This window comes from Cryomorphaceae bacterium 1068 (assembly GCA_027214385.1).
In the GTDB taxonomy this organism is placed as follows: domain Bacteria; phylum Bacteroidota; class Bacteroidia; order Flavobacteriales_D; family Cryomorphaceae; genus JAKVAV01.
In genome coordinates, this window is the sequence record JAPVXR010000012.1 from 14589 (window position 1) to 29989 (window position 15401).

The 15401-nt window shown below is 43.2% G+C and carries 11 protein-coding genes; 8 read left to right on the plus strand and 3 right to left on the minus strand.

Annotated elements, in window-relative coordinates:
• Window positions 1-3: 3 nt before the first annotated feature.
• The gene (locus O3Q51_13760; protein MCZ4409882.1) at window positions 4-1635 is read right to left on the minus strand and encodes a hypothetical protein; all 1632 of its coding nucleotides are present in this window, start codon (window positions 1633-1635) and stop codon (window positions 4-6) included.
• 138 nt (window positions 1636-1773) lie between these two features.
• Here O3Q51_13760 and O3Q51_13765 point away from each other — a divergent pair, with 138 nt between their 5' ends.
• From O3Q51_13765 to O3Q51_13800, 8 genes are all read left to right on the plus strand, one after another.
• A complete protein-coding gene (locus O3Q51_13765; GenBank protein MCZ4409883.1) occupies window positions 1774-2994 on the plus strand; it encodes a hypothetical protein in 1221 nt (406 codons plus the stop codon).
• Window positions 2995-3009: 15 nt separating this feature from the next.
• Window positions 3010-5025: an FG-GAP-like repeat-containing protein gene (locus O3Q51_13770; GenBank protein MCZ4409884.1), complete on the plus strand. Its 2016-nt coding sequence runs from the start codon at window positions 3010-3012 to the stop codon at window positions 5023-5025.
• A 125-nt stretch (window positions 5026-5150) separates the two neighbouring features.
• On the plus strand, window positions 5151-6296 hold the full coding sequence (locus O3Q51_13775; GenBank protein MCZ4409885.1) for a glycosyltransferase: 1146 nt from the start codon (window positions 5151-5153) through the stop codon (window positions 6294-6296).
• Between the two features lie 7 nt (window positions 6297-6303).
• Window positions 6304-7284, plus strand: a complete 981-nt coding sequence (locus O3Q51_13780; protein MCZ4409886.1) for a hypothetical protein — start codon at window positions 6304-6306, stop codon at window positions 7282-7284.
• Between the two features lie 21 nt (window positions 7285-7305).
• Window positions 7306-8013, plus strand: a complete 708-nt coding sequence (locus O3Q51_13785; GenBank protein MCZ4409887.1) for a hypothetical protein — start codon at window positions 7306-7308, stop codon at window positions 8011-8013.
• A complete protein-coding gene (locus O3Q51_13790) occupies window positions 8000-9655 on the plus strand; it encodes a S8 family serine peptidase (protein MCZ4409888.1) in 1656 nt (551 codons plus the stop codon). Before O3Q51_13785 ends, O3Q51_13790 begins: the two co-directional genes overlap by 14 nt.
• A gap of 73 nt (window positions 9656-9728) precedes the next feature.
• Window positions 9729-11195 (plus strand): sodium:solute symporter, encoded by a 1467-nt coding sequence (locus tag O3Q51_13795; protein MCZ4409889.1) that lies wholly within the window; start codon window positions 9729-9731, stop codon window positions 11193-11195.
• Between the two features lie 197 nt (window positions 11196-11392).
• Window positions 11393-13249, plus strand: coding sequence for a CHRD domain-containing protein (locus O3Q51_13800; GenBank protein MCZ4409890.1), 1857 nt, complete (start codon window positions 11393-11395; stop codon window positions 13247-13249).
• Between the two features lie 187 nt (window positions 13250-13436).
• On the opposite strand, the gene O3Q51_13805 is transcribed toward O3Q51_13800, so the two are convergent.
• A complete protein-coding gene (locus O3Q51_13805) occupies window positions 13437-14363 on the minus strand; it encodes a phospholipase A (protein MCZ4409891.1) in 927 nt (308 codons plus the stop codon).
• Window positions 14364-14366: 3 nt separating this feature from the next.
• A complete protein-coding gene (locus O3Q51_13810) occupies window positions 14367-15320 on the minus strand; it encodes a TlpA disulfide reductase family protein (GenBank protein ID MCZ4409892.1) in 954 nt (317 codons plus the stop codon).
• Between the last annotated feature and the right edge of the window lie 81 nt (window positions 15321-15401).

Genomic DNA, 15401 nt, shown 5'->3' on the forward strand with positions numbered 1-15401 from the left:
AAATTAAGGTTTCTCAATTTGGTACAAAACCAAAGTGTTTTGAGTCCACTTGTCTTTGAACTCAAAATAGATTTTACTGTCGCTATTCAGTGCGTAGTTCTTTTCACCGAGCAGCCAACTATCCACAATGGGTTCTCCCAAATAAATCAATCGGCTGTTTGTATTCAAAGAGTAGTAGTACGGAATCTGATAGGCGAGTAAGGGTGGTGTAGTGAGACTATCTTTCAAGAAGCTTTGACCGGCCAATGATAATTCGGGTTGAAAGGAATAACTATAACCCGTCCAAAAGACTTCTTGGTGTTCTGTGATTTCTAAAATTTCTTCCACTTGATTGGCATAGTAAGTTGATTTACTATCTACCGCTTGGATAGGCAGTATACAGACATTGTAAGAGATTCTCAAGAAGGCCAATAGCAAGGCAAGATGCAGAAATCCATTTTGCCTGGAGCGAAACTGAAAAACTCCAATTGCCAAAAACAAGAGTCCACAAACCAAGAAAGCAGCAGTGGATATATGTTCTGGCGGCAAAGCTTCTGTAAATGGCAATGCGACAAACGAAGCTCCGATGAAAACGGCCAAAACTGCTGCAATTCGCGAAAGCTTGAAATCAAACTTTTCGGCTTCGACGAGCTTGGTAATAATCTGAGCAATCAAAATGGCTAGAAATGGAAAGAAGGCGTAGAGATATCGATTACGGAGTTCGGGCGAAATCCAGTAAATCCAGATGTTGGCAAGAATAAAAATCAGAGAAAAGACTGCCAAAGGCGACTGTTTCCACTTGGCTCTCTTAGCCCAAAAAAAGAAGATGCTCCACGGCAAGGTGATTTGAATGAGTTGCAAAGGGAAGGAGTAGAGCGCCTTGAAAATGCTTCCGAAACCCGCATTGTTGGCAGATTTGGAAGAACTTTCAGACCAAAGGTTGAGCATGAATGCCGATGCATCTTCGTATTCCGAGTAGGCCAAAAAGTAGCCACCGACGATTCCCATAAATAAGAAGATGCCCATTAAATGTTTCCACGAAAACAACCCTTTCCAATCTCGGTTCCAAGAAAAATAAGCAACGATGGTGAGCCCTTGAAAAGCTACTGATGGAAGGCCTTTGGTTAGCGTGCCGGTGGCTGCGAAAAAATAGGACACCAAGAATAGTAGCAAGAGTTGCTTTCGCTGGTGAAAATGAAAAACAGCCATGACCTGAAGGAAAACAAGTAAAGCGTAGAACAAATCTATTTCCCCAGCATTGACAGCACCGTAAAAAATCAAGTCTCCAAAAGTCAGAAAAATGACTGCAGCGTACAGAGCGGATTTCCATTCCCCGTATTTCCTGACCAGCCAAAAAAGGACTGCTGCAATTATCCAAAGAGAGAGCACTCCGGGAAATCGCACCGCCGAAGGCGAGAAGGATTTATGAAGCTGAAATGAAGTTGCCAAAACCCAATTGTAAACAGGAGGTTTGTTGTAGTAAGGCTCTCCATGGATAGCAGGCACCAGCGCGTTGTTGCCCATTAAAGCTTCAATGCCGACAACTGCCCTTCTGGGCTCTTCGGCCCTAAGCCCCATGATGTCATTAAAAAAGAAGTACCCTGCCACCAGAAGTGCGAACAGCAGAATCACCTCAACTTTTGCGGCCTTGTTCATCACGTCAAAAGTTCAAAAATTTTCTGATTGATCCTGAATTTAATTCAGAACGAATGAAGTTTCTAGCTAAGCTCTCAATAATTGAAGTGTGCCATTTTGTGATTTTTACCATCGTCGGGCTTTCTTTGTGCAACTTGAATGCAAGCAATTCGTCATTTAGAAAACCAAGAATGTGATATGAATCCGGAGTGCATCATTCCTACAAATGATGTACCTTTTGGCCTTAAAATTTTGAATCCGATTATGTTGAAGAAGAATTTCTTCCTATTTCTTTTGTTAGCGCTAGCAATAGTTTCTTGTAAGGAAGATGATGAGCCGCCGATGGATCCTACTCCTACTCCTAGTCCTCCTCCTAGTGAATCACCTGTAAATATTATTTTAGACTCACTGCCATATAATACTCTTGCTGAGTACAATTTCTTCATAGGTGATGACATCTCGGATTTGGTTCCGAATGAGGGGCTTTTGCTTTACGAACCAATTACTCAACTTTTTACAGACTATGCCAAGAAAACGCGTTATGTCTGGATGCCCGAAGGAGAATCCGCTAATTACGTTTCGGACTTCGAATCTTTTGATTTTCCCGATGGAGCGATATTGATCAAGAACTTCTTCTACGAGAACGTTTTACCAAACAATGAACGAAAAGTCATGGAAACAAGGCTTTTGTTTAAGCGCGACGGTGTTTGGGAGTTCGCCGATTACGTTTGGAATGATGAACAAACCGAGGCGTTATTTGACTTAGATGGCCAAATCAAACCTATAGAGGTAGTACTTGACAATGGAGAAAATGTGTCGATCAACTACCGTGTGCCTAGTGAATCAGAGTGCATCACCTGTCATAAGATCAATGAATCTGCTTCGCCAAATGGGCCAAAGCCACAGAATTTAAATGCGGATCTTGAATACCAAGAAGGTGTGATGAATCAATTGATGAAATGGGCAGAAATGGGATATTTAGAGCCTACTTATCCCTCAGAGATAGAAACAATGGTAGATTGGGAAGATGAGACTCAGCTATTACAAGACCGTGTAAGAGCTTACCTCGATGCCAATTGTGGACATTGCCACAAGGACGATGCTCACTGCTCTTACCGAAATATTCGCCTTGCATTTGAAGATAATGATCGCGAGAACAATCTCGGAGTTTGCGTACCATTTGATGAATTCGTACCCGGACAGCCTATGATGGAATATATCATAGAAGCAGGGCGTGCAGATAGGAGTATGCTCATTTACCGAATGATTGCCGAAGAGGAAAATGTTCAGATGCCTCTTATCGGGAAGAGTCTGGTCCATGAAGAAGGATTGGACCTTTTAACGACTTACATCAATTCACTTGAAGAAACCTGTAATTAATCAATAATAGAAACCATGAAGAAAATTTACCTTTCACTTTTAACCATTGTATTTGCGGGCGCTCTGAATGCCCAAAACTCATGTGCGGAAGCACTCGAAATCCAAGCTGGAATCCACACCGTGGATACGGTTGATGGTACGGAAATTCCTAACCCAATTTGTGCTCAAAATGGAAATGGTGCAGATAATGGTGAATGGTATAAATACCAACCCACCGATACTTTTAATTTAGAGATTACCACTGACCTTGTGCAGAACTCAGGTGGGGATACTCGATTTCATGTTTACACGGGCGATTGTAATGATTTAGTTTGTGTAGCTGGTGATGATGACGGTGGTGATGTTGGCAACGGATACTTGTCTACTGATGAATTGGTAGTGTACCCTGAAAATGTCTACTACATCGCTTTTGATGATAGATGGAATCCCAATGGATTTGATTTTGAGCTGATAGAGGTAGTTATCGTTCCTCCTGCACCTGCAGTTTTCTCATTCACTCCTGAACCACTAAACTTAGATGGAACCCTAAGAGGAGCGGTAGACATGGACGGCGATTTTCTTGATGATGTAGTTTCAATAGAGACGAATGCAGTCAACATTGCGCTTCAATCTGACTTTGGATTACTAATGGCCTCTCTACCTTCAGTTCCTGCTTTGTATTCTCCAAGCTGGAGCATGGCTGCAGGTGATGTTGATGGAAATGGTTGGAACGACTTAGTTTACGGAGCAGGTTCCGGTGCAAGTATTATGTTTCGTGCGGATGACGGTGCTTCTTTTGATGAGCAAGTCACAAGCGATTTTTACCTGTTTTCTCAAAGGTCCAACATGGTCGATATAAACAATGATGGAAATCTCGATGTCTTTGTTTGCCACGATGTAGAACCAAATACTTATTTCCTTAATCAAGGAGATGGCACAATGGATTTTATCCAAGGTGGTCTTGGAGATGACGACCTAGGTGGAAACTATGGTTCGATTTGGACCGACTACGACAATGATGGAGACATCGACATGTTCATTGCCAAATGCCGTGGTGGTGAAAACGTGATTAAAATTAATGAGATGCACCGCAACAATGGTGACGGAACCTACACTGAAGTAGGAGAAGAAATCGGTCTTGCCGACCCTGTTCAAACTTGGTCATCAGCTTGGGGGGATTACGACAATGACGGTGATATGGATGTATTCGTTGGAGCGAGCTCTTTTTCTGATGGTTCGCATAAAATGATGGTTAACAACGGAGATGGAACTTTTTCTGATATGACGGCAGGAACAGGTTTGGAAGCTTTGGCTGGAACGAGCATCGAATGGGTTACTCATGACTTTGACAATGACGGTTACCTTGATATTATGGGAGGTGGCGGAAACATCCTGCAGAACAATGGTGATATGACCTTCACTGAGACTGAGATTGAATTTTTCAACGGTCCCGTGGGTGATCTTAATAACGATGGGTTCCTTGATGTAATTTCAAACGGACAGATTCAATTCAATGATGGTAACGATAATAATTACTTAGTAGTTAACACCATAGGTACGGAGAGTAATCTCAATGGAATCGGAGCTCGAATCACTGTTTATACGGAGTCATTTAGCCAAATTCGCGAAATCAGAAGTGGAGATGGATTCCGATACATGAGCTCGCTGAACGCATATTTTGGTTTGGGACAGGATTCTGAAATTGACAGTGTTGTGGTTAGCTGGCCTTCAGGAATTGTTGATGTGATTGAAGGGCCTGCCATAAACACTTCTCTTACAGTCACAGAAGGTGCGAATCCACTTTCTATCGAAAGCGAAATCCAGTCAACTCTTAAGGTGTATCCTAATCCTGCAATCAATGAACTATTTATAGAAGCATCTGAAAACCTAATCGGTAGCAGAGTAGACATCTTTGATGTACAAGGAAAGAGAGTTCAATCTGGAATTTTAAACGCGAATAGAATCGACGTTTCAAGCTTGGAAACGGGAAATTACATTCTTCAAATTGTATTTGGAGAGGTAGCTGTTGAATCTAAGTTCTACAAGAAATAATCAAATCACTTTTAAAATTAACCCTCGGTCGTTTGGATCGAGGGTTTTTTATTTTACACAGGTTTCTTTTCACATTAAAGAATCGCATGTATTCAAGTGGCTAAATCAATCCTTAACTTCGCGCTGTGCCAGCCAAGGAAACAATCGTGCTAGTAGGTCCTGCCTATCCACTAAGAGGCGGAATAGCCCACTTTAATGAGTCTTTTGCAAAATCATTAATTGCGGAAGGATATGACGTTAAAATCGTCAGTTTTTTCCTGCAATATCCTTCCCTTCTCTTTCCTGGAAAAACTCAAACCGCAGAAGGTGACCCGCCTCGCGATTTACAAATATTCCCTTTGATCAGCAGCATCAATCCACTTTCGTGGAAAAGGTCAGCCAGTGTAATATCCAAATGGAAGCCAGCCGTTGTCGTCATCCGTTTTTGGATTCCTTTTATGGGTCCTGCGCTTGGTTCAATTGCTCGCAGCTTGAGGAAGAAAGGTATTCTCGTGGTTGGTTTAGTCGATAATGCAATCCCGCATGAGGCACGTCCCGCTGACAAGGTATTATCGAGCTACTTCTTCAACAATTGCGATGCGTTCTTCACCCTATCCAAAAGTGTAGCAGATGACATTAATCGACTGGCACCCGGAAAACCAGTCGCTACGAGTCCGCACCCGCTCTACGATTTTTTCGGTGAGAAAGTCTCACGGCTTAGCGCCTTGAAAGAATTGAATCTAGATACTGACTATCGCTATATTCTGTTTTTCGGGTTCGTTAGGAAATACAAGGGACTCGATCTTCTGATAGAAGGATTTGCCAAGTCGGGTTTGAAAAGTCAAAAGGTCAAACTCATAGTTGCAGGAGAGTTTTACGATGATAGTTCAACTTATTTCGAGCTAGCAAAGTCTTTGAATATTGAGGACTCAATGGTTTTCAGAAACGAGTACATCCCTGAAAATGAGGTGAAAAATCACTTCTGCGCCTCGTCTATCGTCGCGCAAACTTATCGCTCGGCCACTCAAAGTGGTGTCACTCAAATCGCATATCACTTTGAACGTCCCATGCTGGTGACCGACGTTGGCGGACTTTCTGAGATTGTTCCCCATGGCAAAGCGGGATTCGTAGTCGAACCTCATTCAGATGCAATAGGCGAATCTTTGGCTCGTTTTTTTCAAGAAGACTTGGAGAAAGTGTTTGAAGAGAATGTCGCGATTGAAAAGCAGCGGTTTTCATGGAATCACTTCAAGAATGAGTTTTTATCTTTTATTCAGCAAATCAGGAACTAACCCCATTATGAGTCGATTCTTAGCATTGATCTTATTTACCTGCTTATTCCAGCCATTATTAGGCCAGGTCAATCAAACCGATAGCGATGGGAAGAAGCACGGTACTTGGGAGAAGCGATACGAGAACGAGGAAATTCAATACCGTGGTGAATTCCGCCACGGAGAACCAATTGGAACTTTCAATCGCTATTACGACGATGGTAGCCTTCAGGCAGTAATCAAATACAGGAGCTCGAGTGAAAACTACGCCATTTTGTATTACCCCGAAATAGAAGTCAAAATGGCTGAGGGAAAATACATCGATCAAGAAAGAGATAGCGTTTGGACATTCTATTCAGAAGAGGGAATCCTTACCTCGAAAGAGGCTTACCAAAATGGCGATAGAGAAGGTATGACCGAGATATACTACGCCGATGGAAGTATTTCCGAGCGAAGTATGTTTAAAGGGGATGTAAAAAACGGAGTTTGGGAACAATACTTCAACGATGGAAATTCAAAGCTCAAGGCTACTGTTAAAGACGGGGTTAAATACGATGGTCAATACACCACCTATTATCCTGACGGGGTTAAGCTGGAAGAAGGCAAGTACGTAGATGGTAAGAAAGAAAGCTCTTGGTATCTTTTTAATGAAGACGGCTCGGTACACATCATCTACGTTTATCGAGATGATGTAATTGAAGAGGAGTTTCCAAAAAACGGCACCTTCGAATTGTATTGGCCCAATGATATTCAGCGCTCTGTCTACACCTACAAGAAAGGCAAGCGCGACGGGCCTTTCAAAGAGTGGTTCAATAAAGGTGAATGGAAGACCGAAGAGAGAGTCGACGAGGCCGGAAATCGCTATCCCGTACAAAAGCTCTATGGCACTCAGCTTCGACGTGAAGGAGTTTATAAAGACGGCAAACTTCATGGTGAAGTTATTACCTACAATGAGGATGGCTCAATAAAGAAGAAAGCTATTTACGAGATGGGGGAAATAGTTGATTAACTTGTATTTATCTCGTAGCTTATGAGGAAATTACTCTACATTTTTTTCGCTTCTCTTGTTCTAGTTTCGTGCAATGACGACGAGAGCGATGAGCCTACCCTAAACTTGGGATATGACTATTTCCCTATCGAAATCGGGACTTTTGTAGAATATCGTGCAGATAGTATTTGGCATGATCAACCCAGTCCGAATATTGAAGGAATTCACGATACCACTTCTTATTACATCCGCGAAGTAATAGAATCAGAGATTTTGGATGCTCAAGACGAGCCTTCTCTACGCATCGTGAGATTTAAGCGAAATACGATGTCTGAAGACTGGAATTTGGTGGATGTTTGGTTTGCCAAAAGAACAGCGCAGAATGCGGAGAAAGTCGAAGAAAATGTGCGCTACATCAAGTTGGCCTTTCCCGTAAGGGAGTCAGCCATGTGGAATTTGAATGCATTAAATGCCAAAGAAGAGTGGCCTACATTATACGATAGCCTTTTTGTAGAAAGAGAGATGGAAGACTTCATCTTTCCCAGGACAATAAGGGTCTTACAGCGAGACAACAAAAATTTGATTGAGGATGAATTGGCCTTCGAGATTTATGCGGAAGGTGTTGGGCTCATCAAACGCTACGAGCGTGACTTGACTACGCAGCTCAATTATATCAATGAGCCCACTGCGGAGAACATTAGGCTTGGGCACGAGTTTAAATGGGAGATAATAGATTATGGTGTTGAATAGATGGTTTCCGGTTGGAGTTTTATTTTGTCTTGTTTCTACTGCTTTTTCTCAGGTAGGTGAAAACAGATACTTGGTTTATTTTGAGGATAAGGAAGGTACACCCTTCTCTGTATATGAGCCCGAAGCTTTTTTATCTGAACGAGCAATCACTCGAAGGATAGATCAGAATATTCCCATCACAGAGGAAGACCTTCCTGTGAATCCCGAATACATCGATCAAGTAAGAGAATTGGGAGACTTGGAGGTGATATACTCGCTGAAGTGGTTCAATGCCATCCTTATTGAGACGGACGATCAGGATGTGATCGATGCCATTCTGGACTTAGAAATGGTAGTTGGTACTCAAATAAGTCCTGTTCTACGAAATGATCAGTCGCTTGAAATCGAAACAGACGAATCCATTTCCTCCCCTAAGAATAACTATGCTTACGGCCCTTCGTTTAATCAAATCAACATGATCAATGGGATTCCCTTGCACGAGGCGGGTTACACCGGCGAAGGAGTTTGGATTGGAGTTTTTGATGGTGGCTACTCTTTCGCTCAGCAAGACCTATCACTCCAAAATCTTGTGAATAGCGATCGCATTCTGGGTACGAAGAATTTCGTTGATGGAAATGATGATGTTTATCAACGAAGCACTCATGGCTCTTACGTATTATCTGCAATGGCAGGCTATCTAGACGACAGTCTGATTGGTACGGCGCCTGATGCATCTTACTTATTATGCATTACCGAAGACGTTCCGGTAGAACGGAGAATCGAAGAGGTCAATTGGGCAGCTGCCGCCGAATATGCTGATAGTATTGGTATCGACGTGATCAATACCAGCCTTGGTTACACATTATTTGATTTGGAAGATGAAGACCACTCTTACGAGACCTTGGATGGAAACACTACGTTAATTACTCGTGCATCAAATATTGCTGCGAGTAAAGGAATTTTGGTTGTGACCTCTGCCGGAAATTCAGGAAACTCACCATGGTACTACATAGGTGCGCCTGCTGATGGAGATCACGTATTGGCTGTAGGTGCCGTCAGACCTGATGAAACTGTTGCTTCGTTGAGTTCAAGAGGACCACGGGTTGATGGCGCAGTAAAGCCAAATGTTATGGCACAAGGAATAGCAACGGTCGTGGGCAATCTGGGCGACGGAATAAGAACAGCGAACGGTACTTCTTTTTCTTCACCCGTAATGGCCGGAATGGCAGCAAGCCTCTGGCAAGCAGTACCCCAAGCTACCGCAGAAGAACTGTTTGATGCCATTGAGCAAAGTGCTAGCCTGTACCTGAATCCCAATGACAGTCTCGGTTACGGAATTCCTGATTTTGAATTTGCACTTTCCCTCTTACAGACTCTAACGAGCTTCCGCAATACCGAGTTGGGTGGTAATGACCTTGGTCTTTACCCAAACCCCAGAGCTGATGATGAGATGCTCAATGTTTTAGTGCCCGAAGAATACGGCGCACAGATCACTTTAGAAGTATATGACATTACCGGAAAACGCTTGTTCAGCCAAAGACTTTCCGTTTTTGGTGGGCGAACTAAAGTCGAGTCAATACCTGTTTTTACAAGTGGAATTTATCTGGTCACCGCCCGAGGTGAAAGAGGACAGAAGGCCACCTCAAAGCTGATTATTCAGTAAATCAACAATCGAGGCCTTGAAACTCTGTTGGATTTAAGAAACGCCAAATGATCTTTTGGCGTTATTTGACCACATGTCGCCAACTAGCATTATTCTTCTCATAGCGGGATATTTCCTCACCCTAATTCTTATTGCTAGAATCACAGGGAAGAAAGCAGATAACGACGGTTTCTTCGTTGGCAACCGCAATTCACCTTGGTATGTGGTGGCATTTGGAATGATCGGGGCATCATTGAGTGGTGTCACGTTTATCTCCGTGCCCGGTTGGGTAGGGGATTCTCAGTTTTCCTATATGCAAATGGTCTTGGGCTATGTCCCCGGATATTTTGTCATCGCTTTTGTGTTGTTGCCCCTTTACTACCGATTGCAGCTCACCAGTATCTACACTTATTTACGAGACCGGTTTGGCAGACATGCCTATAAGACCGGAGCTTCCTATTTCTTGCTTTCGCGAATAATCGGGGCAGCTTTTCGGCTTTACCTCGTAGCTATGGTATTGCAGCTGGCCGTATTCGACCGTATCGGTATGGAGGTACCTTTTGCTGTCACCGTTTTTATTACTGTATTTCTCATTTGGCTATACACCTTTCGCGGTGGGATCAAAACGATTATCTGGACGGATACGCTGCAAACAGCTTTTATGCTTCTCGCGGTAGGAATCAGCGTGTACTCTATTTCAACTTCCTTGGGGCTCGATGCGGTAGGCTTGGTGGAGAAGGTAGGTGATAGCGAGTACAGCCGCATCTTCTTTTTCGACGATATCAATGACTCACGTCATTTCATCAAGAGATTCCTTGCAGGGATGTTTATCACTATAACCATGACAGGACTCGATCAGGATATGATGCAGAAGAATCTCAGCTGCCGAAACCTTCGAGATGCTCAGAAGAATATGATCACCTTCAGTTTGGTCTTAGTGGTAGTCAATTTGGTTTTTCTCACCCTGGGTGCATTGCTATTCATTTACAGCCAAGAGAACGGATTAGCGATTCCTGAACAAACCGATCAGCTATATCCCTTGCTGGCTGTAGAAGGTTACCTCGGCCCGGCAGTTGGAATCCTCTTTGTTCTAGGATTGATCGCAGCGGCCTACTCCAGCGCCGATTCAGCTTTGACTGCCCTCACTACATCTTACTCCATCGATATTCTGGAGGTGGACAAACTTGACGAGAAAACTGCCAAACGAAAACGACAGCGGGTTCATATCGTCATGTCACTCGTGCTGATTGCAGTCATCCTGATTTTCAAGGTGATCAATAATGACTCGGTCATTGCACAGCTTTTTACCGCAGCTGGTTACACCTATGGTCCACTCCTGGGACTATACGCTTTCGGGCTGTTTACTAAGCTTCCCGTCCGCGATTTCGAAGTGCCTTATATCGCGGTGGCATCTCCCATTTTATCTTTTCTTCTCGATTACAATTCCGCAGAACTTTTCAAAGGCTACGAAATCGGGTTTGAGATTCTCTTGATCAATGGGGCAATTACTTATTTTGGATTGTGGATGAGTAGTCTCCGTGCGCGAAATATGGATCGCTGATCCATTCTCCCATTTTGACTGATAAAAGATTGTCCGGCATTTCAGATGTTGTCAGCTTCGAAAGAATTGTCAAAATGAAGTAAATTCATTTCTATTATAATCAGTGGATTACCTTGTTCTTCAAAAGAAATTTCGTTTTCTAAAATCCACTGGCCTGTTTCACTCGTTGGTATTACAAATCACTCAAAACAGGAATTATGAAAAAAATTAAACTATTAGTAATGACATTCACGCTTGCCTTGATGGCAGGTACCATTTTTGCAAATCACCTTACAGGCAATTTACTCTTCTCCGCTCGCTTTTCGGGTGCGCAAGAAGTACCACCCGTTGAAACGGATGCTAAAGGGGTAGGAAGTTTCTTTTTAAACTCTTCCATGGACACTTTGTGTTTGACCATTACCGCAAATGGACTAAGCGGCTCGATCACGGGAGCACATATCCATGAGGGTATGGTCGGAATGAACGGTGGTGTTTTAGCAGGGTTTACCGATAATATTGAAGGGAATTCCATCAAAGCTACACTAACAGGTGAAGCTTTGACACCCGAATTATTGGAGGCCATGTTCAATGAAGGGCTGTACTTCAACATTCATACTGAAGCTAACCCTTCAGGTGAGATCCGTGGACAGATTTTGCTCGAAACGGATAAAGCCTATACAGGGATGCTCGATGCAGCGCAAGAAGTACCTGCAGGAAGCAGTGAAGCTACCGGGTTGGCGACATTCAACTTAAGTAAGCAGGGAAATGAGGTTAATTACTACGTCGTAGTAGATGGTTTGACAGGACCGATTCAAATGGCTCATCTTCACAATGCACCTGTAGGTGAAAACGGTGGGGTCATAGTAAACTTGATGGATGGAATAGATGGAAACGTAATTTCAGGATCTTTTGATCCAACTGAATTCGATGGCCTATTGGAAGCTATGAACGCTGGTGAGATTTACATTAACGTACATACAGAGGCCAATCCTGGAGGGGAAGTGCGCGGACAACTCATGCTCCAAGAGAGATTGAGTCATGACGCTTATCTAACCGTTGACCAAGAAATTCCTGCTCCAATGGGAACCGCGGCAAATGGTATAGCAGTGGTAGGATTAACATACGCTTTTGACACGTTGTACTATGACATTCAGCTTGAAGGACTTTCAGGTCCACTAACGGGTGCACACTTTCATGAAGGTGCGTTTGGTGAAACAGGTGGTGTATTGATCGGTATTACTGACGACATCGACGGCAATAGAATAAATGGTTCTGTAACAGGAGAAGCGCTGACAACTGAAAATATTGTCAAGTTCTTGTCGGGTCAGATTTACTTGAATGTGCATACTGATTTGAATCCTGTGGGAGAGATACGCGGACAGGTTTACAAATTGATTCGGGAAGGGTACACCTACGAATTGTCGGGAGACCGAGAGGTGCCCGCAGTTGATACTGACGCTTATGGATCAGGTATCGTAAGTATAGACCGCGATCAAACCAATGTGCACTTTATGATGGCATACAATGATCTCACAGGTCCACAGACAGTTGCGCACTTTCACAATGCACCAGCTGGACAAAATGGAGGCGTTATATTCGACTTGGGTCCATTTTTCGGACAGACTGAAACTTTTGACTCAGCATTCGGATACTGGAGTGACATGGACGGAATGCCGTTCGATGCTGCTGCAGCCGAGGCATTCAGAGAGGGTGAGGTTTATGTAAACATTCACTCTGCTGAGAATCCGGGAGGAGAACTGCGTGGTCAAGTAGATCGAATGCTCGTTTGCTCGCAAGGAACACTCGGTTTGTTCGATCAATTTGAATTTGAATCTTTGAGTATTTATCCGAATCCGACTGAAGGAATGGTAAACGTTGACGTATCATCTTTGGATGGCAGTCAATATCAACTGCTGGTTACCGATATCACTGGTAAGCGAGTAGATAGCCAAATCATTCGTCCGAATGGATCAAGCGTGGTAAGGTATGAGAACAATGATCTACGTTCAGGTATTTACTTCTTGACGATCAACGGAGAGAATGTGGTTTATTCAGCTAAGCTGATGATCCAATAATATTTAGATCAATTTCATTCAAATGGCCTGCAATACATGCAGGCCATTTTTTTGAACTAAAAAACAGAAAATGAAATCTGCAACCGTCTTCGGTTCGTAGATAATATGGTTTAGAACGGTTTGCTATGTGCCGTTCGCGTTTTATGGTTTATTGCTAAGAGAGGGCTCGATAGGGCTCTCTTTTGCTTTACCAATCAATCAGGCTGATGCCAATCCCGAAGGTGTTTTGGTAATTTCGGTAGTCGATCATGGTTTCGCCATATCCCGCGAAAAATTGCAAATGACCTCGGAGATTCCCACTGATGGGAAAAATATAGTTTAACTCAAGACTCCCGCGCTTCAGCTGATTGAAAGGGTGCTTTCCCACTGCGTAAAGCATATGGTCGCCTATGGCATGGATTACTGTCAGCTCGGCTCGACCAATGTAATTTACCGCTTCGGGGTTATCCTCGTCCTTTCCTTTGATCACATACCACGGTCGAAACATCACTTGCCAGCCTTCTTTTTCCATCGCGAAATGGAAAATAATCCTATTCCAACTTCTGGAAAGCGGCAAGCTCTGTCCGTTTGATTCATGATTAAATGCCACACCCGCCATTTTTGCTCGAAAACCGAACAGATTAAAGTCGAGTGGGTAATTAAAGATGACTTCAGGTTCGTAGTTGAGTTCTCTAAACGGTCGCGACAACTCGCGATTGTATACTTGCCATGCTGCTAGCTGCGTATATCCCACCCAAAGATCTCCTTTGTTGTTGAATAGGCCTTGTGCAACCTTGGTCTTAAAGCTGATTTGAAATTTTGACTCTACAACATCCAAGTCGATAGGCTCACTAGTACTGAATTCCGCGTTCTGCCCAACAGGCTGTTGATTAGGGCTGCTTGACCAGCGAGCGAGCATGATATAGATAGGCTGATACGGTTCGAGCTGGAAGGTATTTCGACCCACAGAATCGACCAAATCCCAACGTTCGTCCAGACTGAGTATTTCACCATTCGCGATAAGTTCCTCAAAGAGTTGTGCTTTCGATCCAATTGACCAGCAAAGACTTAATAGGAAAATTAAAATGATCTTAGGAAGATAAGACTCAGCAAGGAGTTTGAGATTGATAGTCATTGCTTAATCGAGTATCGTCACCCTTTCCGGTTGGATCTCAAAATTGAGTTTTTCTTGACTACGAATGCGCCTGATGGCATTAGAAAAATTTGTGGCCAATTCTCTATTGTCACCGAGCTGAGCACCGACTTGAATTTTTTGAACTTTGCCATTGCGGTCGATTATAATATTGGTGGGATAGGCCAGTACTGCAAAAGCTTCAGCTATATTCCTTGAATTGCCGATTTGGCGAAACGAAAAATCGAGGTAAACGGCATTGATATTCTCCGTGCTCTTCATTTTTAAGGGAATTACAAAAATGCTGTCGTTTTGTACCAAAACAGAATCTAAACACAAAGAAATAAGTTGGACGGATTCATCATCTTTCCACTCTTCTCGAAGCCTATTCAAGGCAGGTATCTCTTCCATGCAAGCCTTACAGCCGTAGTACCAAAAATTCAATAGGGTAGTCTTTCCGTCAAAAATGGATGGCGTCACGATTTCTGAAGTAAGATGGTCGTAATGAGAAAACTCAGGTACTGATTGTCCCCAAAACCTAAATTGACTGAAGTTTGACCAAGCGCCAAGACTCTTGCTATCGAGAGGTGAAGGCATTTCTCCTTTTGGGACGTGGTGCCAAGAGGAATCAATCAGTTGATTTACAGAAGCCGTGAGCCCATAAGTTTTTTTTTCAAGTCCTGTTTCTACTTCAATCAGAATGCGCGAAGTGTCGAGCGGCATAACCCAAAGCGTTGTATCGTCTACTCGGTGCTCGGCATTTCCGATGACGTCATAACTTACTTCGGCGGGGTTGAGCTTGTCTTTGCCTTTTTTGAAATAGTAGGCCGACCAGTCAAAAGTTTTCAAGTCGCCTTGTTGGGACACCAGTTTAATCTTCTCTTCCACTTTTTCCACCTTTTCATCTGAGGTGCAGGAAAAAATTAGGACGGGGATAAGAAGGGTCAAGAGCTGTTTCATGGTCTCAATTTAAAACCAAGATAGAATACCCACAATGCTTCAGCAAAATATAGCTGGTCTATTGCTTTCCTTTGCAAATTT